The sequence below is a fragment of the Micrococcus sp. 2A genome, assembly GCF_039519235.1.
Classification (GTDB): Bacteria; Actinomycetota; Actinomycetes; order Actinomycetales; family Micrococcaceae; genus Micrococcus.
Genome location: NZ_CP154351.1, coordinates 1,787,285 through 1,812,703, shown reverse-complemented (window position 1 = coordinate 1,812,703; position 25,419 = coordinate 1,787,285). Strand labels below are relative to the sequence as shown.

Sequence of the window (25,419 nt, the reverse complement as noted above, 5' to 3'; positions counted from 1 at the left end):
CGCCCCACCCCCATCCCCGTCCGGCAGGAGCCCGCCCGTGACCACCCGCCCCGCCGCCCCCGCCGCCGCGCCCGAGCCCGGGCCGTTCCAGATGCGCGCGGGCGCCTACGCCCTGATCGTGTCCGAGGGCCGGATCCTGCTCTCCTCGTGGGAGGGCCCCGGCGAGGTGGTCTGGACGCTGCCCGGCGGCGGGCTGGAGCCGGGGGAGAGCCCCGAGGAGGCCTGCCGCCGCGAGGTGTGGGAGGAGACCGGCCACACGAGCGAGCTCACGGGCCTGCTGGGGGTCACCACGGGCCTCATCCCCGCCGAACGACGCCTGCGGGGCGAGGGCGTCCCTCTCCTCACCGTGCAGATCCTCTACACCGCGCGCCTCACGGGCGGAGTCCTCCGGCCCGAGGTGGGGGGATCCTCCACCGACGCCCGCTGGTTCGACCTGACCGCGCTCGACGAGGTCCGCACCGCCACGTGGGTGGCCCGCGCCCTGGAGCTCGCCGCGCAGCGCTCCGTCGGGGACGCCGCGTGAACGGCCGCCGCGTGAAGGACCGCCGCTCGCTCGTCCCCGCCGTCGCCCTCGGCCTGGCCGTGGCCCTCGGTGCGTGCTCGCCCGCCGGCCCTCCGGAGCCGTCGTCCGGCCCCACGGGGGCGCCCGTCACGGTGACCCACTCGAACGCCCCGCTCCAGACGGCCGTGGCCGCCGTCGTGGAGCGCAACCTGCGCCGCCGCGGCCACGCCGTCGCCCCCCAGCCCGAGGGTGCGCCCGTCCCGGCCCAGCCCTGGGACGCCGCGGGCGGCCGCACCGTGGCCGTCGTGGACACGCTCACCCTCGTCCTGACGGAGGACCCCGCCTCCCTGCTGCCCTCGGTGCCCGAGCCGAGTCCGCGCCCGACGACGGCCCCCACGGCGGCGGGCGCGGCGTCCACGAGCCTGCCCCCGCTCGACCCGGCGGCCCCGCCCCGCGTGCCCGCCGACCCCACGGCCGCGGCCTCGCCCACGCCCCTGCCGCGCGGGGAGTCGGCCCCGGACGCGGCCGCCACGCGGGGCATCGTGGAGGAGCTGCTGGCCGCCGGCGGCGCCGTGTCCTCCGGCGTCACGCCGGCCAGCGGCTCCTCCACCGCGGCAGCGGCCTCGGCCTTCCCGGGGGTGGCGCGCCCCCACGTGCTCTCCGCCTCCCGCGAGCCGCTGCGCCTGGCCGCCGTGGTCACGGCCACCACCGCGACGCGGCTCGAGCTCGACTCCCTGGACGACCTCAACGGCCGCTGCGAAGAGCTGCGCGCCGCCACCCCTGCGGTGCTGGGCGGCGCCGAGCCCGGCGTCGCCGCGGTCCTGCTGCGCGAGCGGCTCGACCGCCTCGCCGGCTGCCGGATCGGGGAGTGGCTGCCGCCCGCGCAGGAGGCGATCCCCGCCGTCGTGCAGGACGAGGCCCAGGTCGGCCTGGCCTACCGCTTCGACCCGGAGATCGAGGCGAGCGCGCTCGTGCCCCTGGGGGACGGGGAACGGGTCCTCCCGGAGGGCAGCATCGCGGTGCTGGGAGATCCGGACGCGCTCGACGACGACGCCGAGGCCGCGATCCGCGAGGTCATGGACGGCCTCGACGAGGAGGGGCTGCGCCAGCTGGCCCGCCTCACCACCGGGGACGACGCGCTGAGCCCGGAGGACGCCGCGCAGTACTGGCTCGTGACACGAGGGCTCGAGGAGGCGCCCGAGGACTGGTTCGTCCCGCGGGGCTCCTGGTTCTGACACGGTGTTCCGGCCTGGTCGGCCGAGTGCCATCATGGAGCGCATGGCTTCCTCCGGCGACCCGCGACAGATCCGTCAGTCCTCCAAGCTGCTCAACGTCCGCTACGACGTGCGCGGCCCCATCCTGGAGGAGGCGCAGCGCATGGAGGCCGCCGGGCACCGGATCATGAAGCTGAACATCGGCAATCCGGCGCCGTTCGGCTTCGAGGCCCCGGACACGATCCTGCAGGGCATGTACCAGCACCTGCCGCACGCGCAGGGCTACTCCGACTCCAAGGGCGTCTACTCGGCGCGCACCGCGGTGTCCCAGTACTACGAGTCCCGCGGCATCCGGGACATCGGCGTCGAGGACGTCTACATCGGCAACGGCGTGTCCGAGATGATCTCCATGGTCCTCCAGGCCCTCGTGGACGACGGCGACGAGATCCTCATCCCCTCGCCCGACTACCCGCTGTGGACGGGGGCGACGACCCTGGCCGGCGGCCGCGCGGTGCACTACCGCTGCATCGAGGAGCAGGGCTGGGAGCCGGACCTGGAGCACATCGAGTCGCTCATCACGGAGCGCACCAAGGGCATCGTGGTCATCAACCCCAACAACCCGACGGGCGCGGTCTACTCCCGCGCCGTGCTGAACGGGCTGATCGACGTGGCCCGCCGCCACCACCTCGTGCTCATGGCGGACGAGATCTACGAGAAGATCACCTATGACGGCGCCCGCCACATCAACGCGGCCGGCCTCTCCGACGACGTCCTCACCCTCACCTTCTCCGGCCTGTCCAAGGCGTACCGCGTGGCCGGGTTCCGCTCCGGCTGGGTGGCCGTCTCCGGGCCCAAGCACCGCGCCCGCGACTTCCTCGAGGGCCTGACGCTCCTGGCGAACATGCGCATGTGCGCCAACGTGCCGGCGCAGCACGCCATCCAGGTGGCGCTCGGCGGCTACCAGTCCATCAACGACCTCGTGCTGCCCGGCGGCCGCCTGCTGGAGCAGCGCAACCTCGCGCAGAAGCGGCTCAACGAGATCCCCGGCGTCTCGGTGCAGCCCGCGCACGGCGCGCTCTACCTGTTCCCGCGCCTGGACCCGGAGGTCTACCGGATCGACGACGACGAGAGGTTCGTCATCGAGCTGCTGCGGGCGAAGAAGATCCTCGTCTCCCACGGCGGCGCCTTCAACTACCCGCACACCGACCACTTCCGGCTCGTCACGCTCCCGAGCGTGGAGGACCTGGAGGTGGCCCTGGACCGCCTGGAGGACTTCCTCGAGGAGTGGAGGGAGAGCCATGCCTGATCACACCATCCTGAGCCCCTTCGCCGAGCCGCTGCGGCGTGCCCTGCGCGCCCGCGCCGCGGACGGGGCGGTGCCGCCCCCGGCCGACGTCGACCCCCACGCCACGCCCGGATTCGACGGGGACAAGGCGGACGGCAAGGCGGCGCTGGCCACCCGCTCCGAGGAGCTGACCCGGCTCCAGGAGCTCCTCTTCGCGCAGTCCACGCGCGCGGACGCGGCGGGGCCGGCGCCGTCCGTGCTGCTCGTGGTGCAGGCCATGGACACCGCGGGCAAGGGCGGCATCATGCGGCACGTCGTGGGCGCGATGGACCCGCAGGGCGTGGACGTCGCGGCCTTCAAGGCGCCCACGCAGGAGGAGCGCGCGCACGACTTCCTGTGGCGCATCCGCCCGCACCTGCCCGAGCCGGGCTTCCTCGCGGTCTTCGACCGCTCCCACTACGAGGACGTGCTGGTCCACCGCGTCCGCGGACTCTCACCCCTGGCGACGGTGGAGGAGCGCTACGGGCTCATCCGCGCGTTCGAGGAGGAGATCACGGCCGGCGGCACGCGGATCGTCAAGGTGATGCTGCACATCTCGAAGGAGGAGCAGCGCGAGCGGCTCGAGGCGCGCCTGGACGAGCCCGAGAAGCACTGGAAGTTCAACCCCGGGGACGTCGACGAGCGCGCGCACTGGGACGCCTACATGGACGCCTACCGCATCGCGATGGAGCGGACGGACACCGAGACGGCCCCGTGGTTCGTGGTGCCGGCGGACCGCAAGTGGTACGCCCGCCTCGCGGTGCAGGAGCTGCTCATCGAGACGCTCCAGGGCCTCGAGCTGACCTGGCCCGAGGCTGACTTCGACGTCGAGGAGCAGCGCCGCCGCCTCGCCGCAGGCTGACACCGCCCGCGGTCGGCTGATCCCCGCCCGCGGGGCGGCGCCCCTTGCCACCACCCCCGGGGAGCGTGCCTATGGTGGACCAGGCGCCATTCCGACGGCGCGCCACCGCAGAACGAAGGGATGCAGACCATGACGGACACCACCCAGCAGACCGAGACCACGGCGCCGCTCACCGGCAAGAAGGTCGCCTTCCTCGCCACCAAGGGCGTCGAGCAGGTCGAGCTCACCTCCCCGTGGGAGGCAGTGCTGGCCGCCGGCGGCACCCCCAGCCTCGTCTCGCTCGAGAAGGAGACGGTCACCGCGATGAAGCAGGACTGGGAGCACGGCGAGTCCTTCCCCGTGGACCTCCACGTCTCCGAGGCCAAGGCCGAGGACTTCGCCGGGCTCGTCATGCCCGGCGGCACCCTGAACGCCGACGCCCTGCGCGGCGACGAGGACGTGCTGGCGTTCGTGCGCGACTTCTTCGCCCAGCACAAGCCCGTGGCCGCCATCTGCCACGCGCCCTGGACGCTGATCGACGCCGGCGTCGTCGAGGGGCGCGAGCTGACCAGCTACGCCTCCCTCAAGACGGACCTGAAGAACGCCGGCGCCACGTGGGTGGACAAGGAGGTCGTGGTCGACTCCGGCCTGACCACCTCCCGCAACCCGGGCGACCTGGACGCCTTCAACGCCAAGCTCGTCGAGGAGCTCGCCGAGGGCAGGCACGAGGGCCAGTCCGTCTGAGCCCGCCCCGCTGAGCACACCGACGGCGCCCCGCACCCTCCCGGTGCGGGGCGCCGTCGTCCGTGGCCGGCTCAGTCCTGGGCGGCGTCCGCGGTGCCGCGCACCTGGTCGAGCCGCGCGCGGGCGCCGTCGAGCCAGGCCTGGCAGCGCGCGGCCAGGGCCTCGCCGCGCTCCCAGAGGGCGAGGGACTCCTCGAGCCCGGCGCCGCCGGCCTCGAGCCGGGACACGGTCTCCACGAGCTCGGCGCGGGCGCGCTCGTAGCTCATGGCGGCCACGTCCGAGGTGTCCGCTCCGGCGAAGCCCTCCACCGGGGCGGCGTGGGGGGTGCTGCTCTGCTCCGTCATGACTGCTCCTGGGGGGTGGGGGCGGGGCCTGCGGCAGGCGCCGCCGGTGTGGTGTGCGTGACCTCGGCGGCCATGCGGCCGGCGGCCACGAGGACGTCGAGGGTGTCTCCGGGGGCCACCTGTGCGGCGTCGCGCACCAGGTGGCCGGCGTGCTGGACCACGGCGTACCCGCGGTCCAGGGTCTGCTGCGGGGAGAGGGAGCGCACTCGGGCCACCAGGTGCGCCACGGCGTCCCGCTCCAGCGTGAGGCGGTGCCCGGTGGAGCGCCGGGCGCGCTCCCGCCACGTGTGCAGGTCCTCCTCGCGCCGGTCCACCATCACCCTGGGATCGGCGAGGACGGGACGGGAGCGCAGCTGCGCCAGGCCCTCGCCCTCCCGCACCACGCGGCGCTCGACGGCGGCGGCCAGCCGGTGCCGTGCGTCCGCCACGCCGGCCGACTCCACGGCCGCGTCCGGCACGATCCGCTTCGCGGCGTCCGTGGGCGTGGAGGCGCGCAGGTCTGCGACGTCGTCCAGCACCGGGCGGTCCGCCTCATGGCCGATCGCGGAGACCACCGGGGTGCGGGCCGCCGCGACGGCGCGCACGAGGGCCTCGTCCGAGAACGGCAGGATGACCTCCTCGAGGGCGCCGCCGCCGCGGGCGATCACGATGACGTCCACGTCCGGACGGGCGTCCAGCTCCGCCAGGGCCGCCGCCACCTGGCGGGGCGCCTCCGAGCCCTGGACCGCCACCTCGCGGACCTCGAACCGCGCGGCGGGCCAGCGCAGCTGGGTGTTGCGCAGCACGTCCTTCTTCGCGTCCGAGTCCCGGCCGGTGATGAGCCCGATGACGCCGGGCAGCAGGGGGAGGGCCCGCTTGCGGGAGGCGTCCAGCAGGCCCTCCTCGCCCAGGCGGCGGCGCAGCAGCTCCACGCGGGCCAGCAGGTCTCCCAGGCCGACCGGGCGCATCTCCTGCACCACCATGGAGAGCCGGCCGCCCTTCGTCCAGAAGCTCGGCTTCACCCGGGCGACGACGCGCGAGCCCTGCTGCACCGTGCCCTCGAACCCCATGGCCACCGTGCGCCACGCGGTGACCGGCAGGGAGTACTCCTCCTCGAGGTCCCGCATGGTCATGTACACGTTGCCGCGGTTGTTCTTGTACTCGATCAGCTGGCCCTCGATCCACGTGGCCGGGGCCCGCTCGATGTGGATCTTCAGGTTCTCCGAGAGACGGCGCAGCGGCCAGGGCCGCTCGGCGGAGGTCTCCGAGGCGAGCGCGGGCACGTCCACCGGGCCGGGCGCGCCGGACGCTGCGGTCAGGGCGGGGTCGGTCTCGGTGCGCTGGGGTTCCACGGGATCTCCTGTCTCGGGCCGCTGGGGTGCCGGCGCGGCGGGACGACGGCGGCGGACGCCTCGGGCGGGCGGGCCCGCCGGGGACACGTCCCGAGTGTGTCAGTACCCTCGGACACAGTAATGCCCGGCCCGTCCGTGCCGCCGCACGCCGCCGTCGGTCGTCCTCGCCCGCACCGGAAGGTCCCGCCCATGCGCTCGCTCCTCGCCCTCCTCCTGGCCCTCCTCGCCGGACTGTCCGCCGTGCTCGCCACCGCCGGTGCGCTCGTGGACGAGGCCGCCCACCGGCCCGAGCTGGTCCGGGGCGTCGCCGAGCAGGTGGCCTCGGACGAGCAGGTGCGCGCCGCGATCCCCGGCGCCGTCACCGGGGCGGTGGAGGACCTGGTGCCGGAGGAGGTCCCGGACCCGCTCACGCAGGCCGTGGAGGACCTGATCCGGCCCGTGGCGCAGAACGTGGCGCAGGATCCCAGCGTGGTGCAGGGCTGGTCCGACACCGCGGACGAGGCGCGGCGCGCATGGCTGCTGGACCTCAAGGACGCCCGGGGGACCGAGGGCTTCGTGCCCGGAGGGGACTTCACCGTCCCCTTCGGCCCGGTGGCGCAGTCCGGCGTCGCGGCGGCGCTCGGCGACATCGAGACGCGCCTGCGCCGCAACGAGCTCGACGTGCCCGGCCAGGGGATCCTCGAGGCCGTGACGGGCACGGACTTCGGGGACTGGGCCGCGGACACCGTGATCGCCCCCATGTACGACCGCGCCGCCGAGCTGAGGGACAGCACGGACCTCACCATGACCGTCACGGTGGACTCCCTGAAGGACGTGGACCGCTCCACCGTCGCGTGGTGGGCCGCCGCCTCCGCGCACTGGAGGTGGGCCGCGGTGGCGGCCGGGCTCCTCCTCCTCGCGGCCCTCGTGCTGGCCCGGCCGCGGTGGCGGGGCCCCTCGATCGCGCTCGCGGGCGCCGTGATGCTCGTCGGCGGGATGCTGCTGGGCAACGCGACCCGCTCCGACGCGTTCTCCGTGGTGGCGCCCGACGGCGTCGCCGACGGCGTCGCCCACCTCGCGGTGGAGGCCCAGCGTGCCCTGCGCCCGGCGATCGACACGGCCCTGACCCCCTACGCGGCGACCCTCACGACGGCGGCCTCGATCACGCTCGGGGTCGGCGTGGTGGTGTTCCTCCTCGAGCTGGCCCTCACGCGAGGTCGCCCCCGCCGGTGAGTCAGGACGGCCCTGAGCGGCCGCGGGGCGCGGTCCGGACGGCGTCGCCGCCTTCGCGCTGAGCGGACGCCCCGCCCACCCGGAGGGGCCGGGCCACGGGCCGATACCATGGGGGGCATGTCCGTCACCGCTGCCGCCACCCGCCCGTCCGCCGTCGGCCTCGGCATGCCTCAGGTGCCGCGCACGCGCCGCTCCCGCGCCGAGGTGGAGGCCGCCGCGCCCGTCACCGGCCCGAAGCGCGTGATGCTCGCCGCCCCGCGCGGCTACTGCGCCGGCGTGGACCGCGCCGTCGTCGCCGTGGAGAAGGCCCTGGAGCACCACGGCGCCCCCGTGTACGTGCGCAAGGAGATCGTGCACAACCGCCACGTGGTGGACACCCTGACCGAGCGCGGCGTGGTGTTCGTGGACGAGCTGGACCAGGTGCCGGACGGCGCCCTCACCGTGTTCTCCGCGCACGGCGTCTCCCCGGCCGTGGTGGCCGAGGCCGCCGAGCGGAACCTGGAGACCATCGACGCCACGTGCCCGCTGGTCACGAAGGTGCACCGCGAGGCGGTGCGCTTCGCCCGTCAGGACAAGCACATCCTGCTGATCGGCCACGAGGGCCACGAAGAGGTCGAGGGCACGTACGGCGAGGCACCCGAGCACACCACGGTGATCAACGACGTCGCGGAGGCCCGCACCGTCCAGGTGGACGACCCGGACAACCTCATCTGGCTCTCGCAGACCACGCTCTCCGTGGACGAGGCCCTCGAGATCGTCGCGGTGCTGCGCGAGCGCTTCCCGAACCTGCAGGACCCGCCCTCGGACGACATCTGCTACGCCACGTCCAACCGGCAGGCGGCGATCAAGCTGATCTCCCCGGAGTGCGACCTGGTGATCATCGTGGGATCGGCCAACTCCTCGAATTCGGTGCGCCTGAAGGAGGTCGCCTTCGAGTACGGGGCCACCCGCGCCGAGCGCGTGGACTTCGCCAGCCAGATCGACGAGGCGTGGTTCGAGGGAGTGGCGACGGTGGGGCTGTCCTCCGGCGCGTCCGTGCCCGAGGTGCTCGTGCAGGACGTGCTCGCGCTCCTCGCGGACTACGGCTACGCGCAGGTGGACGAGGTGGTCACGGCCGAGGAGGACATCATCTTCTCCCTGCCCAAGGAGCTGCGCGCGGAGCTGAAGAAGGCCGGGGACGAGTCCCGCTCCCTCGGTGGGCATCGCCGTGGGGATGCCTGAACCGCTCGCCGGGACGGCCGTGGTGGTCATGGGCGTCTCCGGCTCGGGGAAGACGGCCCTGGCGACGCGGCTCGCGCAGCGCCTGGGGGCCCCGTTCGGGGAGGCCGACGACCTGCATTCACCGGAGGCGAAGGCCCTCGTGGCCGCCGGGACGCCGCTGACGGACGCGGACCGGCACCCGTGGCCACGCGGATGCGCGGCCACTTCATGCCGGCCGCCCTGCTGGACGCGCAGATCGCCACCCTGGAGCCGCTCGGTCCGGACGAGGAGGGCGTGGTGCTGGCCAACGACGGCACGCTCGACCAGCTCACCGCCCGGGGCCTGACTGCCCTGCGAGCGCTGCTGGCGGCGGGGCCGGCGACGGGACGCTGACGGGGCACTGACGCGGCGCCGATTGCCCACGGGCCGAGGGGTCTGCCCGGCACGCTCCGACGCCTCACCCGGCGCGGCGGCCGCCGAATCCGTCGTCCTCGCTGAGCCCCTCCATGCCCAGCCCTTCCACCAGCTCCGGGGCGGAGAGCACCCGGGGCGCCGACTCGAGCGTGCGGATGCCTGCGGTGGGTGGCAGCCCCGGGTCGGCCTCCCGCAGCTTGCGCGCCGAGGGGAGGACCCGGGACTCGACCGTGCCGACGAGCTGGTTGTACCGGTCCACCGTGGTCTTCAGCGACCCGCCCATGCGGTCCAGGTGGGAGCCGAGGGTGCCGAGCCGGTCGTAGAGCTCGCGTGCGCTCGTGACGATGAACTGGGCGTTCTCCGCGAGCCGATCCTGCCGCCACGCGTACGCCACGGACTTCAGCGCGGTCAGCAGGGACACTGGCGCCACAAGCGCTACGTTCTTGGAGAAGGCGTGGTCCAGCAGGCCGCCGTCCGCGTCCAGGGCCGCGGCGAGCAAGGACTCGGCCGGCAGGAAGCACAGCACGAGCTCGGGTGAGTGGCTGAGACCGGACCAGTACGACTTCGCGGCCAGCTGGTCCACGTGCCGGCGCACGGCGGCGGCGTGCTGTGCGGCCAGTGCCCGGCGACGCTCGGCGGCCTCCTCTCCCGGCTCGTCCGCGAGGGCCTCGGCGGCGAGCGCGTCCCCGAGCGGGGCCTTGGCGTCCACGGCCAGGGACTTGCCTCCGGGCAGGGACACCACGAGGTCCGGCCGCAGCCGCTCGCCCTCGGTGCCGACGATGGTGGTCTGCTCGGAGAAGTCCACGTGGTGCAGCATGCCCGCCGCCTCCACCACGCGGCGCAGCTGCGCCTCTCCCCAGTGCCCGCGTGCCGAGGTGGACTTCAGCGTGGCCATGAGCGAGGTGGTCTGGTTGAGCAGGTCCCGGTCCGTGGCGGCGGCCACGCGCAGCTGCTCGCCGAGCTGGCCGAACTGCTCCACGCGGTCCCGCTCGAGCACGCTCACCTGCTTCTGCAGGGAGGCCAGCTGCTGGCCGAGCGGGGCGAGGGTGCTCAGCACGCGGGACTCGGCCTGGGCGCGTTCCGCGTCCTCACTGCGCTGGGCGGTGACGGCGCGGTTCTCCGCGCGCACGGCGGCCAGCTCCTCGCGTGCGCTCTGGTGCTCGGTGCGCAGCGCGTCCAGCTCTCGCCGCACGTGCGCCGCCTCGCCGGTGCCGCCGCTCAGACGGCGCCACACGAGCCATGCGCCCAGCAGGGCGCCCAGGACGAGGCCGAGCAGCAGGGCCAGCAGGAGACTCAGGTTTTCCATGCGGACCACTGTCCCAGCTGGAGCGGACACGGTAAGGCCGCCACGCGGCGCGGCGGCCCCAGATCCCTGCGGCAGGGCCCTCAGAACGCGCCGAACAGGGGGTTCGGGCCGTTGGCGGCCACTTCCGGATCGCCCTCGACCTGCGCGTCCAGACCCGCCGCGGGCACGCCGGGGAGGTAGCGGACGATCACGCGCACCGAGGTCAGCGACCCCGCCTCGAACGCCTCGACGGCGACGGCGGGCCGCGGCCCGTCCGGCGTCTCCACCTCGCCGTCGAACACGGCGACGGCGCGCTCGGGGCGCGGCACGAGCTCGGCCACGGCCTGCGCCGCCCCCTCAGGCGTGAGGTCCGGGTGGGTCCACATCCCCTGCATCCCCTCGGCCGTCACGGCCAGGATGGTGGGGTGGAAGACGGGCTGCGAGGAGAGCGTGTCGAAGACGTGCTCCACGCCCAGCGTGATGAGGGGCAGCATCGCCGCGGACGGCGGGGTGGGCGGGGCGGCGGCGGGGGACTGGTCGGCGGGGTTCTGATCGGCGGAGCTCACCGGCCCGAGGCTACCGGCCCTGTCCGGGGCTCGCCCAGGCCCCTACGGTGGCACGCATGAAGCTGGTCATCGCCCCCGGGGACATCACCGCCACCGCAGCCGACGCCGTCGTGAACGCGGCCAACTCCCGCCTCCTCGGCGGGGGCGGCGTGGACGGCGCCATCCACCGCCGGGGCGGCCCGGAGATCCTCGCCGAGTGCCGGGCGTTGCGGGAGACCACGCTGCCGGACGGCCTGCCCGCCGGGCAGGCCGTGGCGACGACGGCGGGGCGCCTGCCCGCACGCTGGGTCATCCACACGGTGGGTCCGGTGTGGGCCAAGACCAAGGACAAGTCTGACATCCTCGCCTCCTGCTACCGCGAGTCGCTGCGGGTGGCGAGGGAACTGGGGGCGGAGACCGTGGCGTTCCCCGCCATCTCCGCGGGCGTCTACGGCTGGCCGATGGACGACGCCGCGCGCATCGCCGTCGAGACCTCCGACGCCATGGCGGAGGAGGTGGGACACACCGTGCGCGAGGTGATCTTCGTGCCGTACGGCGAGAAGGCGGAGCAGGCCTTCCGCACGGCGCTCGCCGTGGTCCGCCCCTAGAGCCCGCCGCGGCCCCGCGCGACGACGGCCACCTGCCCGTGCGTCGTCGTCGCCGCCGCCAGGAGGTGGGCATGACGGATGTCATGGGTGCGCGGGAGCGGGGCGGCGCGGAGCGAGCCCGCGCCAGGAGACCGCCGCGAACGCCAGCCCGAGCGCACCGATCCCGACCAGCACCAGGCCCACCGCGGGCAGGCCGAGGGACGCGCCGAGGATCCCCGCGAGCGGATAGGTCAGCAGGAAGCACGCGTGGGAGAGGGAGAACTGCGCGGCGAAGACGGCGGGGCGGTCCTGCTCCGTGCTGCCTCGGCGCAGCAGTCGGGCGGACGGGGTGAGCACGGCCGAGGTGGCCGCGCCCAGCAGGGCCCAGACCGTGAGCAGCGCGGCCCACCGTGCCGTGCCCTCCATCCCCACGAGCGCACCGACGCCGGCCAGCAAGAGCAGGGGCAGGGCCGCGGCGCCGGCGAGCATGACACGGCGGTCGGGAACACGGTCGAGCCAGGACGGCAAGGTCAGGGCCACGAGCATGGAGCCGACGCCGTGCGCGGTCAGCAGCAGCGCGACGTCCTCCTGCGGCCGGCCCAGCTCGGCCTGCACGAGGACGACGGTGTTGACGATGACCATGGCCGTCGTCGTGGCGACCACGAGGTTGAGGCCGAGCAGCCCCCGCAGCTCTGGGGAGGCCAGGAAGAGGCGCGTGCCCCGGGTGAGCCGGTCCAGGAAGGGCGCGGGGGCGGGGGCCTGCACCGCGGGGAAGCGGGCTGAGGCCACGAGCGCCGCTGAGGCGAGGAAGCCGACCACGGTGCCCACGAAGAGGCTGTGGTAGCTCATCGCTGTCAGGAGGGCGGCGGCGAGCAGGGGGCTGACGAGGGACTCGACGTCGTAGGCGAGGCGGGAGAGGGAGAGCGCGCGGGTGTACTCCCGCTCCTCGGGGAGCACGGTGGGGATCACGGCCTGGAACGTGGGGGTGAACGTGGCCGAGGCGGACTGCAGCAGGAACACCAGCGCGTACGTCTGCCACGCCTCGGTGACGAACGGCAGGGAGAGCGCGACGGCGGCCCGCACCAAGTCCGCGCCGATCAGGACGGGGCGCGCAGGCAGGCGGGCGACGAGCGCCGTGGTGACAGGGGAGATGAGCACATACGCGATCATCTTGACGGCCATGACGGTGCCCATCACGACGCCGGCGGCCGCGCCCGCGATGTCGTAGGCGAGCAGGCCCAGCGCCACGGTGAGCAGGCCGGTTCCGAGCAGCGCGATGACCTGCGCGCCGAACAGCCGCGCGTAGGTGGGCTGGCGCAGGACGCTGAGCATGGGAGGGACCTCTCCGGCGGCGGGGCGGGTACGCCGTCAGGGTAGAGCGTGGGTGCGGCGTGAGGACCTGAGCGAAAGTGACTCAGGTTCGCGGAATACCCGCGGGGGGACGAGCGTTGCACCGGGCGGACGCCGCTCACCGGGAGCGGCCGCACCACACTGACGAGGAGTGAATGATGGCTCGTACTGTTGATCCCTTCCGTGAGATGGACCGCTTCATGAACGGCATCGCGCGCGTGGCCGGCCAGGGCTCGATGCCCATGAACCTCTACCGGGAGGGCGACCGGTTCGTCGCCGAGGTGGAGCTGCCGGGCGTGGACCCGAGCTCCATCGACGTGGACGTGGAGGAGCGCACGCTCACCATCCGCGCCGAGCGCAAGGAGAAGTCCGACGGCGAGGGTCGCCAGTGGCTGACCCGCGAGCGTTCCGCCGGCGCCTTCGCCCGCCAGCTGACCTTGGGCCGTGGCCTCGCCCTGGACAAGGTGGAGGCGGACTACGCCGACGGCGTGCTGACGCTGACCATTCCGGTGGCCGAGCAGGCCAAGCCGCGCAAGATCGACGTGAAGCACTCCGGTGCCGCCACCCAGATCTCCGGGGAGACCGTGGAGAACGAGCCCGGCGCGGGGGAGCAGGAGACCTCCGGCGAGTGACGCACCGGCGGCGGTGAACCGCCCGCGCGAGGCGACACGACGGCGTCGTGCCGCGCGACCACGTGGACGGGGCCGTTCCCTTCGGGGAGCGGCCCCGTTGCCATGCCGATGGGAGACGGAGCCGCCGGTAGACTCGATGCGTGGCTTTGACTATCGGATTCGTGGGACTGCCCAACGTGGGCAAGTCGACCCTGTTCAACGCGCTGACGCGCCAGACCGTGCTCGCGGCGAACTACCCGTTCGCGACGATCGAGCCGAACGTGGGCGTGGTGAACCTGCCGGACGAGCGCCTGCCGCAGCTGGCCGAGATCTTCGGCTCCGAGCGCATCCTGCCGGCCACGGTGTCCTTTGTTGACATCGCCGGCATCGTGAAGGGTGCCTCCGAGGGGGAGGGCCTGGGCAACCAGTTCCTGGCGAACATCCGTGAGGCCCACGCGATCGCCCAGGTGGTGCGCGCGTTCGACGACGGCGACGTCGTCCATGTGGACGGCAAGGTGGACCCGGCCTCGGACATGGAGACCATCAACACCGAGCTGATCATCGCGGACATGCAGACCGTGGAGAAGGCGATCCCGCGCGTCGAGAAGGAGGTCAAGGGCAAGAAGAAGGAGCCCGCCGACCTCGAGGCGCTGCAGACCGCGCTCGCGGTGCTGGAGCGGGGTGAGACGATCTTCGCGGCGAAGGACAAGGACAAGCTGGACATGGACCGGTTGCGCGAGCTGAGCCTGCTCACCGCCAAGCCGTTCATCTACGTGTTCAACTCGGACGAGGGTGTGCTGGGGGACGAGGCCAAGCAGCAGGAGCTGCGTGATCTGGTGGCCCCCGCCGATGCCGTGTTCCTGGACGCCAAGCTCGAGTCCGACCTCGTGGAGCTCTCCGACGAGGAGGCCGCCGAGATGCTGGAGATGGCCGGGCAGGACGAGTCCGGGCTGGACCAGCTGGCCCGCGTGGGCTTCTCCACCCTCGGCCTGCAGACCTACCTGACGGCGGGGCCGAAGGAGACGCGCGCCTGGACGATTCCGGTGGGGGCGACGGCGCCCGAGGCCGCCGGCGTGATCCACACCGACTTCCAGCGCGGCTTCATCAAGGCGGAGATCGTGAGTTTCGACGATCTGATCGCTGCCGGGTCCATGGCCGACGCCAAGGCCGCCGGCAAGGTGCGCATGGAGGGCAAGGACTACGTGATGAAGGATGGGGACGTAGTTGAATTCAGGTTCAATGTCTAAAGAGGGCGTCTGACCAGGGGTTTTGCCTTCGCAGCTTCTGATCTGGCCCGTCAGTCGAGTTCCGATCTACCATCAGTTGCTAAGCGCTTGCCCCGCTGACCTGGGATTTTGATCGACCTCCGCGGAACTTCCGCAGAGGCCGATGGGACTGACGCACGTGTAGGTGACATACGATCTGTGGTGCTCCCACACCGCAGGGATGGATGTGCACCATGCCCGCCCCATACCCCAAAGAGTTCCGTGATGACGTCGTCCGCGTCGCACTGAACCGCGAACCTGGCGCCCGGTTGAACCAGATCGCGAAGGCCTTCGGCATCAGCGAGTCCTGCCTGACGCCTCAGGCCCGTCAGAAGAGCGGCCAGGGCACGGCCGGCGTCAGCCCGCTCGGGGCAGGGAAGATCCCGTCGTCGACCAACTGGGCACAGCGTTCGGCAAGGGCTTCGCGTTCCTCGGCACTCAGCAGCTCCGCCAGCCGCTCACCCGGCTCCCCGTCAATTGCCTCCAGAACGCGCCCCACGTCGTCGCGCTCCTCCTCGCTCAGCTCCTCACCGATCCATCCCCACAGCACCGTGCGCAGCTTGTCCGCCACATGGAACGTGAGCCCATGGTCCACCCCGTAACGGTGCCCGCCGGGCATGGCGAGGATGTGGGCGCCCTTGCGGTCGGCGTTGTTGACCACCACGTCGAACACCACCATCCGGCGCAGGGCCGCTGAGTCCTCGTGGGCCAGGACCAGCCGATTCCCACCGTCGTCCTCACCCTCCAGGATCGTGAGCCACCCCGAGGCCGGCACCTCGTCCGCCGGAAACAGGTCCACCGCATCCTGGGCCGGATCCTGCTCCTGCCAGAGCTGCACCATGCCCTCGCCGAACGGCCCGTCCCGCAGCCACGTGCGCGGCACGATGTCCCACCCCAGCGCCTCTGACACCAGGTACGCCGCCACCTCCCGGCGGGCCAGGGTCCCGGCGGGGAAGTCCCAGAGCGGCGCTTCGCCCGCCACAGGCTTGTAGACCACCACCGTGTCACCGATGGCGCCCAGAAACGTGGCATTGGACGCCGTCGTGATGCGGCCGGTGAGCGTCAGCTCGCCGGTCATCAGCTCTTCGCCCACCCCATCCTCGGCGCTCATCAGGCCTCGGGGCCGCCGCAGACGTGACCGTCCGGGTCCATGGGGTGGCCGCAGTCCGAGCACATCGGGCGTCCGGCGTCCACGGCCTCCCGGGTGCGCCGCGTGAACGCGCGGGCGGCGCCGACCGGCATCCGCACCAACACCGCCTCGGACTCCGCCCCGAGGAGCTGGTCGGACTCGTCCTCGACGAGCGGGTGCACCTCTACGACAACCTGTGCCGTCGAGGGATCCCAGCCGAGGCCGATGGCGCCGACGCGGAACCGCTCCTGCACCGGCTCCAGCGGATCGTTGTCCACGAGCTCTGCGGGCGTGCTCGCCGGGACGCTGTGCGGGTTGCCCTCCAGGGCCATGAGCTCGTCGAGGATCTCGTCGATCTTCGCCGCCATGATGGCGGACTGCTGCTTCTCCAGCGCGACGCTCATCAGCCGCGCCCCGGCGCGCACCTGCAGGTAGAACGTCCGGGCACCGGGACGCCCGACGGTCCCGATCACCACCCGATCCGGCCAGTCGAACTCATGGACATGGGCAGGCGTCTCGGTCATGCGCCGATCCTAGGCGTCGGCTGCTCGCCCGCCGAGCCGGTGCCCGCGCCAGCGGTCGTGTCCGCCGCCGTCGTCGGTGCGCCCGCGCCGCCGCCCACCGGGGCCTCGTCGGACGGGCCGAGCTTCGCAAGCCAGGAGAGGTCCCCGGCGTCGGTGTTCATCGCCCAGACCCGCGGGCGGCTCGGGCCGTAGCTCACGACGGACACGGATGCGGGGCCCACCTCGATCCGCTGGAACAGGTCCAGGTGCAGGCCGAGCGCGTCGGCCAGGATCGACTTGACGACGTCCCCGTGGCTCACCGCCACCCACACCGCCCCGGGCCCGTGCTCGGCCTCGACGGCGGCGTCGTGCCGGCGGATCGCCGCCACCGCCCGGGCCTGCATCCCCGCCATGGACTCGCCGCCCGGGAAGACGACGGCGGACGGCTGGGTCTGCACGCTCGCCCACAGGGGCTCGGTGGCCAGGTCGCTGAGCATGCGCCCCTGCCACTGGCCGTAGTCGCATTCGGTGAGGCCATCGTCGACCAGCGAGGGCACCGCGTCCGGCTGCCGTTCGAGGATGGCGTGCGCGGTCTGCGCGCACCGCTGCAGGGGGCTGGCCACCACCGCGGCCACGGGCACGGCCGCGATCCGCTCCCCGGTGCGTGCCGCCTGCTCCCGCCCGTGCTCGTCCAGGCTGACCCCGGGGGTCCGGCCTGCCAGCAGTCCCGTCGCGTTGGCCGTGGTGCGGCCGTGCCGCACGAGGAGAACCGTCGCCATGGCCTCAGCGTAGCGAGGGGATGCCCGCCTCTCGCGGACAAAGCCTCGCGGCCATGACGCAAAGTGTCAGTGACGCAACGCGAGCGCGCCTATGCCCGGCAAGGCTGACGCCCGTCTGCGGGCCTCGAACGCCCGGAGCAGGCCCTCGAGGCCTAGGACGGCGCCCTGCTGCTGGTCACCCACGACCGCCGCATGCTCGAGGCCGTCCGCCTCGACCGCCGCTGATACCCTCCCCCGGTGGTCAACCTCCTGCTCTCGGTGACGTTCGCGTGCGGCGTAGCGATCGCCGGGCTCCACGTGGTGAACCGGCGGTTCATCGCGCTGGTGTACGACGTCGTCCTCAACCAGGCCGCGTTCCTCGCCGCCGTCGCCTCCTCCGTGCTCCTGGGGCACGTGCTGCCTGCGGTGTTCGCCGCGCTGGCCGTGCTCGCCTGGCTGATCCTGGCCGTCCGCACGGTGCGCGCCCGCCGCGCGGGGCACGAGCCCGCCGGCCAGCGCCCCGCCGGCGCCCGCCTCTAGGCTGGCGCCATGTCCTTCCTGATCCCTTCCGTCCCCGTCTCCTGCGGCTGCCTCCTCTTCGACGAGGCCGGCCGCCTGCTCGTGCTCAAGCCCACCTACAAGAAGGGGTGGACCATCCCCGGCGGGATCATGGAGGATGACGGCGAGTCCCCCTGGGACGGCTGCCGCCGCGAGGTCCGGGAGGAGACGGGGCTGGAGGTGACCGCCGGGCGGCTCGTCGCCGTCGACACGCGGCCCAGCAAAGCCGACGGCCGGATCGGCCTGCGCTTCCTCTTTCGCGCCGTCCACCCGCTCACTGCCGCGGACGTCGCCGCCATCGGCCTGCAGGAGGACGAGGCCTCCGAGCATCGCTTCGTGACGCGCCAGGAGGCCCGGAAGCTCCTGCGCCCGGCGATCGCCCGCCGCGTCGACGCCGCCTGGGACGCCGCGCACTGCGTCTACCTGGAGGACGGACGTCCCGCCGCGGGGGTGGATCAGCCGGCGGGCTGAGGCCCGGCCCCCGGCCGGACGAGCGGTGCCCGGCGGCGTCCCCGTCCTGGATGAGGGCCGCCGCCTGATCTGCGGAGGTGATCGTGGCGGCCCGGCCAGGAGAGTGGACGCGGGACGAGACGGTGCGCCCAGGCAACGGCGGGACGGTCCCACGGACGGCGCTGCCGTGGCAGCGGAAGAGGTCGAGGACCCTCCGGGGAGGATGCCCCGGCTCGGGTACCGTAGCGAAAGGATCCCACCCCCCAGACCTTCTGACAGGACCACCATGAACGACTCCCCGCTCGTCTCCAAGCTCTCCGCCGAGCTCCTCGGCACCTTCGTGCTCGTCTTCGGCGGCGCCGGTGCGGCCGTGTTCTCCGCCTCCGTGATCGACGACGCCACAGGCGTCAACATGGGCATCGGCTTCCTCGGCGTCGCCCTCGCCTTCGGCCTGACCGTGGTGGCCATGGCCTACGCCGTGGGCCACGTCTCCGGCGGTCACTTCAACCCGGCCGTCACGCTGGGTGCGGCGCTCGCGGGTCGTCTGCCGTGGAAGCTCACTGTGCCGTACTGGATCGCCCAGCTCGTGGGCGGCGTGGCGGCCGGCGGCGTGCTGCTGGCGATCGCCTCCGGTCGTCCGGGCTACTCGCTTGCGGAGAACGGCCTGGCCACCAACGGCTATGGCGAACTCTCGCCCGCGGGCTACTCGATGGGCGCGGTGTTCCTGACCGAGGTGCTGCTGACCGCCGTGTTCCTCTACGTCATCCTCGGCGCCACGGACCGCCGTGCTCCGTCCGGCTTCGCGCCGCTGGCCATCGGCCTGACCCTCACGCTGATCCACCTGATCTCCATCCCCGTGTCGAACACCTCCGTGAACCCCGCTCGCTCCTTCGGCGTGGCCCTCTTCGCGGGCGGGGACGCCCTCGGCCAGGTCTGGCTGTTCTTCGTGGCCCCGTTGTTGGGCGCCGCGGTCGCCGGTCTCAGCTACCGCTTCGTCTTCCCCAACACCTCCCGGGTGACCGAGGAGCTGCCCGAGCCCGCCGCCGACGGGACGCGTGACGCCGTCTGATCCCTGTCATTCGGGCCCTGCCCTCACCGCCCCGTCTCTTCCCGCACCTCCTTGGAACGCAGCAGGCGCGGCGCCGTCGTCAGCGCCAACCCGCCGAGGATGTTCAGGGGGATCACCCACCACACCCAGCTGAGCCACTCGAGCCAGCCCACGCCGTGCGCTCCGGACAGGATGGCTCCGATGATGAGGATCGAGTCCATCACCGAATGGAAGAGCGAACCGCCGGCGAGGACGATGGCTCCGGCGACGGACGCGACGATCATCGCCGTCGGGCTGTCCGTCCCGGCCTGCATCCGCGTCACGAGGGTGATCGCCACCCCGGCCAGGACCGCCAGGGCGGCGCCCTGCCAGCTGAAGCCGATGTCCAGGAAGTGGTGGGCGCTCTCGGCCAGGGTGCCGTGCAGGTCGGGGAACCCCGCCACCACGAGGGCGATCATCACGGTGCCGCCGAGGAGGTTCATCACGAGGGTCACCGCCCACAGACGCAGCAGCTCCACCCACGTGCCCCGGCCGGCGGCGATCGCGGTGATCGGGTAGTAGAACCCCTCCGTGAAGAGTTCGGAGTGGGCGAGGAACAGGCTGACCAGGCCAATGGAGAACGCGAGTCCGGCCAGCAGGTGGCTGCCCGTCTCGTGGAGCGTGAGCAGGTACGCGAGCAGGCCGATCGTGATCTCGACGCCGCCCAGGAACCCGGTGGTAGTCAGGACGGTGAGGGACCGATGCAGGCGTTCCGCGCCCTCGTCTGCCGCCTCCTCATGGGTCCGCCTCACCGGATCCTCGGTGCCGTCCTCGTCGCTCTGGTGCTGGTGATCCACGCCTGTCATGCCGGAGATCCTGCCACGGCACCGCGGACGTCCCGTACGGCGCGCCCCACCCCCCCGCTCACAGGCGCCGTCCTGGTTCCCGATCGACGAGGACCTCGTGGTGCTCGCCGCCCTGTGGGCCGCCGGCCTGCCGGAGACGGACTGACCGGCATCGCTCCCTTCACGGTCACGTCCGTGGCACGCTGGGCCCATGATGCATGACGAACGGCCCACGGGTCGGCTGGGCCTCGCCCTGGGCGGCGGAGGAGCGCGCGGGCTGTGCCACATCGGGGTCTGGCGGGTGCTCGAGGAGCTCGACATCCGCCCGGACGTGCTCGCGGGAACGAGCATGGGCGGCCTCCTTGGCGCGCTCATGGCTGCCGGTCACGACGCCGCCTCACTCGAGAAGATCGCGCGGAGCGTGGACTGGCCGCGGCTCATCAACTGGGGCCTGACCGGCGGCATCCTCTCCGGCGAGCGGCTGCGGGCCTGGCTCCGCGAGCTGCTCCCGGACACCTTCGAGGAGCTGCAGATCCCCCTGGTGCTCACCGCGGCCGACGTCGTCGAGGGCCAGACCCGCTACCTGCACACCGGGGACCTCATCACCGCGATCCAGGCGACCACCGCCTACCCCGGCGCGCTGGAGCCGGTGACCGTGGGGGACTCCGTGCTGGTGGACGGCGGCATCCTCAACCAGATCCCGGTGGACGGGGCGCGCTTCCTGGGCGCGCAGCGGGTGATCGCCGTCGATGCCACCACGCTCGAGCCCCTGGAGCGGCCGGAGGCCGGGGCGCGCACCCGCACCCGCCGTTCGCCCGCCACGTCGCTGCGCCAGGCCATCCGGGCCATCGACGTCATGCAGGCCCAGCTCACCACCGTCCGGCTCTCGCTCTACCGGCCGGACGTGCTCATCAGCCCGCCGATCGAGGGGATGACGGTCGCGGACTTCCGCAGCTCCGGCGTCGCCATCGCGGCGGGAGAGGAGGCGACGCGCGCCCGGGCCGAGAAGCTCGTGGAGCTCAGTCGCGGCAGAATGGCCTGACGCCCGCCGCACTTCCGTCAGGAGCACCATGACCGCCACCCTTGTCGCCTCCGGCCTCGCCGGCGGCCACGGCCACCGCACGCTCTTCGAGGATCTGGACCTCACGGTCGCGCCCGGGGACGTCGTCGGCGTCGTGGGGGCCAACGGCGCGGGCAAGTCCACCCTGCTGCGCATCCTCGGCGGGGACCTCGCGCCGCAGGCCGGCACGGTCAGCCTGGCCCCGGCCGACGCGTTCGTGGGCTGGCTGCCGCAGGAGCACGAGCGGGTGCCGGGGGAGACGGTCGCCGGGTACATCGCCCGCCGCACCGGGTGCGCCGCCGCGCAGACCGAGATGGACGAGGCCGCCGAGGCCCTGGCGGACCCGGACGTCACCGACGCCGCCGCGGACCGCTACAACTCGGCCCTCTCCCGCTGGCTCGCCTCCGGGGCCGCGGACCTGGAGGAGCGCCTCCCCGCCGTCCTGGCCGACCTCGGCCTGGACCTCTCCGCCTCCCCGGAACAGGTCCTCATGACCTCCCTCTCCGGTGGGCAGGCCGCCCGCGTCGGCCTCGCCGCGCTGCTGCTCTCCCGCTTCGACGTCGTGCTCCTGGACGAGCCCACCAACGACCTGGACCTCGACGGTCTGACCCGCCTGGAGGCCTTCGTGCAGGAGCTGCGCGGCGGCGTCGTGCTGGTGAGCCACGACCGCGAGTTCCTGGCCCGCTGCGTCACCCGCGTCCTGGAGCTCGACCTCGCCCAGCGCACCAACCGCGTCTACGGCGGCGGCTACGAGGCCTACCTCGAGGAGCGGGCCACCCTGCGCCGCCAGGCCCGGGAGAAGTACGAGGAGTTCGCCGAGCAGAAGCAGGACCTCGTCTCCCGCGCCCGCATCCAGCGGGAGTGGTCCAGCCAGGGCGTGCGCAACGCGATGAAGAAGTCCCCGGACAACGACAAGCTGCGCCGCAAGGCCAATAGTGAGTCGAGCGAGAAGCAGGCCCAGAAGGTCCGGCAGATGGAGAGCCGCATCGCGCGCCTGGAGGAGGTGGAGGAGCCGCGCAAGGAGTGGAGGCTGGAGTTCACCATCGGTGCGGCGCCGCGCTCCAGCTCGGTGGTCGCCACCCTCAACGACGCCGTCTTCCGGCAGGGCGGCTTCACGCTCGGCCCGGTGTCCCTCCAGGTGAACGCGGGGGAGCGGATCGGCATCACCGGGCCCAACGGGGCCGGCAAGTCCACCCTGCTGCGCGGGCTGCTGGGCCGCCAGGCCCCGGACGAGGGCACGGCCGCCCTGGGGTCCAGCGTGCAGATCGGGGAGATCGACCAGGCGCGCTCGCTGCTGGCCGGGACCGTCCCGCTCGCCGCGGCCGTCGAGGCGCTCGTGCCCGAGATGGCCTCCGGGGAGGTGCGCACCCTGCTGGCCAAGTTCGGCCTCAGGGCCGACCACGTGAACCGCCCCGTGGACGAGCTCTCGCCCGGCGAGCGCACCCGGGCATCCCTGGCCCTGCTCCAGGCCCGCGGGGTGAACGTCCTGGTGCTCGACGAGCCCACCAACCACCTGGACCTGGAGGCCATCGAGCAGCTCGAACAGGCCCTCGAGACCTATGAGGGCGCCCTGCTGCTCGTCACCCACGACCGCCGCATGCTGGACACCGTCCGCACCGACCGCCGCTGGCAGGTCCAGGACGGGCGGGTGACGGAGCGCTGACGACCCGGGCACCGTCACCCTTGCCCGAGATTCGGTTGTGTACGACCATGAGAGTTCAGTCCCCACCAACGAAAGGGCTCCCGACATGTCCCGCATCCTGATGATCCTCACCTCGCACGACCAGCTGGGCGACACCGGCCGCAAGACCGGGTTCTGGCTCGAGGAGTTCGCCTCGCCCTACTACGTCTTCACGGACGCCGGCCACGAGGTCACCCTCGCCTCGCCCCGCGGCGGCCAGCCGCCCATCGACCCGACGAGCTCGAAGCCGGAGATGCAGACCGAGGCCACCCGCCGGTTCGACCAGGACGAGGAGGCCAAGGCCGCCCTGGCCCACACCACGCCTCTGGCCCAGGTGGACGTGGACGGGTTCGACGCCGTCTTCTACCCGGGCGGTCACGGCCCGCTGTGGGACCTGGTGTCCGACGCCGACTCCACGCGGATCATCCTCGACAGCGACGCGGCCGGGCGCCCGCTCGGCCTCGTCTGCCACGCGCCCGGGATCCTGCACCCGATCACCGCCGCCGACGGCACCCCGTTCGTGCGCGGCCGTCAGGTCGCCGGGTTCACCAACGGCGAGGAGGAGGCCGCCCAGCTGACGGACGTGGTCCCGTTCCTCGTCGAGGACTCCCTGATCGCCGCCGGCGCGGACTACCGCAAGGGCCCGGATCAGGAGAGCTTCGTGGTCACGGACGGCACCCTGGTGACCGGCCAGAACCCGGCCTCCTCCGCCGACGCCGCCCGCCGCCTCCTGGACCTGCTCGCGCGCTGACCCCCCGCCGAGCCCGCCGCTTCGACCCCGAGGAGACCACCATGAGCACCCCCACCCACACGCGCGAGATCCACCTCGCCTCCCGCCCCCACGGCGCCCCGACGCCGGAGAACTTCCGCCTCACGGAGGTCGAGCTCCCCGAGCTCGCCGAGGGCCAGGTCCTCGTGCGCAACACCGTGATGTCCGTGGACCCGTACATGCGCGGCCGCATGAACGACGTCGAGTCCTACGTGCCTCCGTTCCAGCTCGACGCCCCGCTCGACGGCGGCGCGGTGGGCACCGTGATCGCCTCGCGTCACGCGGACGTGCCGGAGGGCACGTCCGTGCTCCACGGCCTCGGCTGGCGCGAGCACGCCGTCCTCGACGGCGACACCGTCCAGGCCGTGGACACCTCCCAGTTCTCGGACAGCACCTACCTGGGCGTGCTGGGCATGACGGGTCTGACCGCCTACACCGGCCTCGTGCACGTGGCCGAGATGCAGGAGGGCGACGCCGTCTTCATCTCGGGCGCCGCGGGGGCCGTCGGCTCGGTCGCCGGCCAGATCGCCCGCCTGCTGGGCGCCTCGCGCGTGGTCGGCTCGGCGGGCACGCCCGAGAAGGTGGCGCGGGTGAAGGAGCTGGGCTTCGACGCCGCGTTCGACTACCACGACGGCTCGCCCACCGATCTGCTGGCCGAGGCGGCGCCGGAGGGAATCGACGTCTACTTCGACAACGTGGGCGGCGACCACCTCGAGGCCGCCATCGCCGCGATGCGGGTCGACGGCCGCGTGGCGATGTGCGGCGCGATCGCCCAGTACAACTCGACGGAGCCGCCGGCCGCCCCGCGCAACCTCGCCCTGGCGATCGGCAAGCGGCTGACCCTGCGCGGCTTCGTCCTGCAGAAGTACGCAGCGCAGGTCCGCCCCGAGTTCCTGGAGCGCGTGGGCCCGTGGGTCGCCGCCGGGAAGATCCAGTGGGATGAGACCGTCCGGGAGGGTCTGGAGAACGCACCCCAGGCGTTCATCGACCTGCTCGAGGGCGCCAACACGGGGAAGATGCTCGTCCGGCTGTGACGAGCGACGGCGCACTCGGGGGCGGCATGGACACCTTCCGGCATCAGGGCCTGACCTTCGACGTCCGGGACGGCGGGCCGGCCGAGGGGGAGGTGGTGCTGCTGCTGCACGGCTTCCCCCAGGACGCCACGTCCTGGAGGCACGTCGAGCCGCTGCTGCACGCCGCGGGGCTGCGCACCCTCGCCCCGGACCAGCGCGGCTACTCCCCGGGGGCCGCTCCGCGGGCGACGGCGGCCTACCGCCTCCCGGCGCTCGTGGGGGACGCCGTCGCGCTGGCGGACGCGGCGGGGGCGCGGCGCGTCCACGTCGTCGGCCATGACTGGGGCGGCGCCGTCGCCTGGGCGCTGGCCACCGCCCACCCCGAGCGCGTCGCGTCCCTGACGGTCCTGTCCACGCCGCATCCGGCCGCCCTGGCCCGCGCCCTGCGTGGCCCGGACCAGCTGCGCCGCAGCTGGTACATCGCCGCCTTCCAGGCACCGGCCCTCCCCGAACGGATCCTCGCGCGACGGCTGGGTTCCCTGCTGCAGCGGGGGCAGGTCCCCGGGGCGGAGCACTACGCCCGCCGGTTCTCCACCCCGCAGAGCCTGCGCGGCCCGGTGAACTGGTATCGGGCGAACCCGGATCTGGTGACCACCACGCGCAACGCGCCCGTGTCGGTCCCCACCACGTATGTGTGGGGCACTCGGGATGCGGCCTTGGGCCCGCGGGCCGCCGAGCTCACGGCGGGGCAGGTGGCGGGGGAGTACCGGTTCGTGGCGCTCGACGCGGACCACTGGCTGCCTGAGCGCGAGGCGGACGCCGTCGCCCGGGCGATCCTGGACCGGGTGCGCTGACCC

28 protein-coding genes and 1 pseudogene are annotated in these 25,419 nt (G+C 73.2%); 20 read left to right on the top strand and 9 right to left on the bottom strand.

Annotated elements, in window-relative coordinates; genetic code table 11:
• Positions 1–37 precede the first annotated feature (37 nt).
• From AAG742_RS08300 to AAG742_RS08280, 5 genes are all read left to right on the top strand, one after another.
• The gene (locus tag AAG742_RS08300; RefSeq protein WP_343282028.1) at positions 38–523 is read left to right on the top strand and encodes an NUDIX domain-containing protein; all 486 of its coding nucleotides are present in this window, start codon (positions 38–40) and stop codon (positions 521–523) included.
• On the top strand, positions 520–1,737 hold the full coding sequence (locus AAG742_RS08295) for a glycine betaine ABC transporter substrate-binding protein (RefSeq protein WP_343282027.1): 1,218 nt from the start codon (positions 520–522) through the stop codon (positions 1,735–1,737). The genes AAG742_RS08300 and AAG742_RS08295 overlap by 4 nt, the downstream gene beginning before the upstream one ends.
• 43 nt (positions 1,738–1,780) lie before the next feature.
• Positions 1,781–3,022: a pyridoxal phosphate-dependent aminotransferase gene (locus AAG742_RS08290; protein ID WP_298987937.1), complete on the top strand. Its 1,242-nt coding sequence runs from the start codon at positions 1,781–1,783 to the stop codon at positions 3,020–3,022.
• A complete protein-coding gene (locus AAG742_RS08285; protein WP_343282026.1) occupies positions 3,015–3,902 on the top strand; it encodes a PPK2 family polyphosphate kinase in 888 nt (295 codons plus the stop codon). The genes AAG742_RS08290 and AAG742_RS08285 overlap by 8 nt, the downstream gene beginning before the upstream one ends.
• 129 nt (positions 3,903–4,031) lie before the next feature.
• On the top strand, positions 4,032–4,625 hold the full coding sequence (locus AAG742_RS08280) for a type 1 glutamine amidotransferase domain-containing protein (RefSeq protein ID WP_298711574.1): 594 nt from the start codon (positions 4,032–4,034) through the stop codon (positions 4,623–4,625).
• 71 nt (positions 4,626–4,696) lie between these two features.
• On the opposite strand, the gene AAG742_RS08275 is transcribed toward AAG742_RS08280, so the two are convergent.
• Both AAG742_RS08275 and xseA read right to left on the bottom strand, forming a co-directional pair.
• Positions 4,697–4,969, bottom strand: coding sequence for an exodeoxyribonuclease VII small subunit (locus AAG742_RS08275; RefSeq protein ID WP_248118301.1), 273 nt, complete (start codon positions 4,967–4,969; stop codon positions 4,697–4,699).
• The gene (gene xseA, locus AAG742_RS08270; protein WP_298987964.1) at positions 4,966–6,267 is read right to left on the bottom strand and encodes an exodeoxyribonuclease VII large subunit; all 1,302 of its coding nucleotides are present in this window, start codon (positions 6,265–6,267) and stop codon (positions 4,966–4,968) included. Before xseA ends, AAG742_RS08275 begins: the two co-directional genes overlap by 4 nt.
• Before the next feature lie 222 nt (positions 6,268–6,489).
• Between xseA and AAG742_RS08265 the strand changes: the two genes are divergently transcribed.
• The 3 genes and pseudogenes from AAG742_RS08265 (at position 6,490) to AAG742_RS08255 (ending at position 9,105) form a co-directional block, all read left to right on the top strand.
• Positions 6,490–7,512 (top strand): hypothetical protein, encoded by a 1,023-nt coding sequence (locus AAG742_RS08265; RefSeq protein ID WP_298711571.1) that lies wholly within the window; start codon positions 6,490–6,492, stop codon positions 7,510–7,512.
• A gap of 117 nt (positions 7,513–7,629) precedes the next feature.
• Positions 7,630–8,733, top strand: a complete 1,104-nt coding sequence (locus AAG742_RS08260; RefSeq protein ID WP_298987944.1) for a 4-hydroxy-3-methylbut-2-enyl diphosphate reductase — start codon at positions 7,630–7,632, stop codon at positions 8,731–8,733.
• Positions 8,726–9,105: pseudogene (locus tag AAG742_RS08255) on the top strand (hypothetical protein). Before AAG742_RS08260 ends, AAG742_RS08255 begins: the two are co-directional and overlap by 8 nt.
• A 64-nt stretch (positions 9,106–9,169) precedes the next feature.
• Here AAG742_RS08255 and rmuC read toward each other — a convergent pair.
• Both rmuC and AAG742_RS08245 read right to left on the bottom strand, forming a co-directional pair.
• The gene (rmuC, locus tag AAG742_RS08250) at positions 9,170–10,432 is read right to left on the bottom strand and encodes a DNA recombination protein RmuC (protein ID WP_319074133.1); all 1,263 of its coding nucleotides are present in this window, start codon (positions 10,430–10,432) and stop codon (positions 9,170–9,172) included.
• Between the two features lie 80 nt (positions 10,433–10,512).
• The gene (locus tag AAG742_RS08245) at positions 10,513–10,977 is read right to left on the bottom strand and encodes a hypothetical protein (RefSeq protein WP_343282025.1); all 465 of its coding nucleotides are present in this window, start codon (positions 10,975–10,977) and stop codon (positions 10,513–10,515) included.
• A gap of 56 nt (positions 10,978–11,033) precedes the next feature.
• Between AAG742_RS08245 and AAG742_RS08240 the strand changes: the two genes are divergently transcribed.
• Positions 11,034–11,564 carry an O-acetyl-ADP-ribose deacetylase gene (locus AAG742_RS08240; RefSeq protein WP_343282024.1) on the top strand — a complete coding sequence of 177 codons (531 nt, stop codon included), beginning with the start codon at positions 11,034–11,036 and terminating at the stop codon, positions 11,562–11,564.
• A gap of 81 nt (positions 11,565–11,645) precedes the next feature.
• Here the strand turns inward: AAG742_RS08240 and AAG742_RS08235 are convergent, their stop codons facing one another.
• Positions 11,646–12,875 (bottom strand): MFS transporter, encoded by a 1,230-nt coding sequence (locus AAG742_RS08235; protein WP_343282023.1) that lies wholly within the window; start codon positions 12,873–12,875, stop codon positions 11,646–11,648.
• A 176-nt stretch (positions 12,876–13,051) separates the two neighbouring features.
• Between AAG742_RS08235 and AAG742_RS08230 the strand changes: the two genes are divergently transcribed.
• Entirely contained in the window at positions 13,052–13,525 is a 474-nt protein-coding gene (locus AAG742_RS08230) for an Hsp20/alpha crystallin family protein (RefSeq protein WP_298711555.1), read from the top strand.
• Positions 13,526–13,665: 140 nt separating this feature from the next.
• Positions 13,666–14,751, top strand: a complete 1,086-nt coding sequence (gene ychF / locus AAG742_RS08225) for a redox-regulated ATPase YchF (protein WP_343282022.1) — start codon at positions 13,666–13,668, stop codon at positions 14,749–14,751.
• A gap of 346 nt (positions 14,752–15,097) precedes the next feature.
• Here the strand turns inward: ychF and AAG742_RS08220 are convergent, their stop codons facing one another.
• The 3 genes from AAG742_RS08220 to AAG742_RS08210 are packed head-to-tail and all read right to left on the bottom strand — an operon-like array spanning position 15,098 to position 17,180.
• Positions 15,098–15,880, bottom strand: coding sequence for an SCO1664 family protein (locus AAG742_RS08220; protein ID WP_343282021.1), 783 nt, complete (start codon positions 15,878–15,880; stop codon positions 15,098–15,100).
• Entirely contained in the window at positions 15,880–16,422 is a 543-nt protein-coding gene (locus AAG742_RS08215) for a DUF3090 domain-containing protein (RefSeq protein ID WP_343282020.1), read from the bottom strand. Before AAG742_RS08215 ends, AAG742_RS08220 begins: the two co-directional genes overlap by 1 nt.
• Positions 16,419–17,180 carry a histidine phosphatase family protein gene (locus tag AAG742_RS08210; protein ID WP_298711898.1) on the bottom strand — a complete coding sequence of 254 codons (762 nt, stop codon included), beginning with the start codon at positions 17,178–17,180 and terminating at the stop codon, positions 16,419–16,421. The genes AAG742_RS08215 and AAG742_RS08210 overlap by 4 nt, the downstream gene beginning before the upstream one ends.
• Positions 17,181–17,417: 237 nt before the next feature.
• Here AAG742_RS08210 and AAG742_RS08205 point away from each other — a divergent pair, with 237 nt between their 5' ends.
• From AAG742_RS08205 to aqpZ, 3 genes are all read left to right on the top strand, one after another.
• Entirely contained in the window at positions 17,418–17,699 is a 282-nt protein-coding gene (locus AAG742_RS08205; RefSeq protein WP_343282019.1) for a hypothetical protein, read from the top strand.
• A gap of 9 nt (positions 17,700–17,708) precedes the next feature.
• The gene (locus tag AAG742_RS08200; protein WP_343282018.1) at positions 17,709–18,188 is read left to right on the top strand and encodes an NUDIX hydrolase; all 480 of its coding nucleotides are present in this window, start codon (positions 17,709–17,711) and stop codon (positions 18,186–18,188) included.
• Positions 18,189–18,453: 265 nt separating this feature from the next.
• Complete coding sequence (gene aqpZ, locus AAG742_RS08195; RefSeq protein ID WP_298711908.1) at positions 18,454–19,236, top strand: aquaporin Z; 783 nt, start codon at positions 18,454–18,456, stop codon at positions 19,234–19,236.
• Positions 19,237–19,259: 23 nt separating this feature from the next.
• Here the strand turns inward: aqpZ and AAG742_RS08190 are convergent, their stop codons facing one another.
• Positions 19,260–20,060: a formate/nitrite transporter family protein gene (locus AAG742_RS08190; RefSeq protein WP_298711912.1), complete on the bottom strand. Its 801-nt coding sequence runs from the start codon at positions 20,058–20,060 to the stop codon at positions 19,260–19,262.
• On the opposite strand from AAG742_RS08190, the gene AAG742_RS08185 reads away from it, so the two are divergent.
• From AAG742_RS08185 to AAG742_RS08160, 6 genes are all read left to right on the top strand, one after another.
• Positions 20,059–20,205 (top strand): hypothetical protein, encoded by a 147-nt coding sequence (locus tag AAG742_RS08185; protein WP_343282017.1) that lies wholly within the window; start codon positions 20,059–20,061, stop codon positions 20,203–20,205. The two genes, AAG742_RS08190 and AAG742_RS08185, sit on opposite strands and share 2 nt — an antisense overlap.
• A 45-nt stretch (positions 20,206–20,250) precedes the next feature.
• Positions 20,251–21,081 carry a patatin-like phospholipase family protein gene (locus AAG742_RS08180; RefSeq protein WP_298711914.1) on the top strand — a complete coding sequence of 277 codons (831 nt, stop codon included), beginning with the start codon at positions 20,251–20,253 and terminating at the stop codon, positions 21,079–21,081.
• Positions 21,082–21,109: 28 nt separating this feature from the next.
• Entirely contained in the window at positions 21,110–22,762 is a 1,653-nt protein-coding gene (gene abc-f, locus AAG742_RS08175) for a ribosomal protection-like ABC-F family protein (protein ID WP_298711916.1), read from the top strand.
• A gap of 85 nt (positions 22,763–22,847) precedes the next feature.
• The gene (locus AAG742_RS08170) at positions 22,848–23,531 is read left to right on the top strand and encodes a type 1 glutamine amidotransferase domain-containing protein (protein WP_158491460.1); all 684 of its coding nucleotides are present in this window, start codon (positions 22,848–22,850) and stop codon (positions 23,529–23,531) included.
• 41 nt (positions 23,532–23,572) lie between these two features.
• On the top strand, positions 23,573–24,583 hold the full coding sequence (locus AAG742_RS08165) for an NADP-dependent oxidoreductase (RefSeq protein ID WP_298711919.1): 1,011 nt from the start codon (positions 23,573–23,575) through the stop codon (positions 24,581–24,583).
• A gap of 26 nt (positions 24,584–24,609) precedes the next feature.
• The gene (locus AAG742_RS08160) at positions 24,610–25,416 is read left to right on the top strand and encodes an alpha/beta fold hydrolase (RefSeq protein ID WP_298711922.1); all 807 of its coding nucleotides are present in this window, start codon (positions 24,610–24,612) and stop codon (positions 25,414–25,416) included.
• Positions 25,417–25,419: the final 3 nt, after the last annotated feature.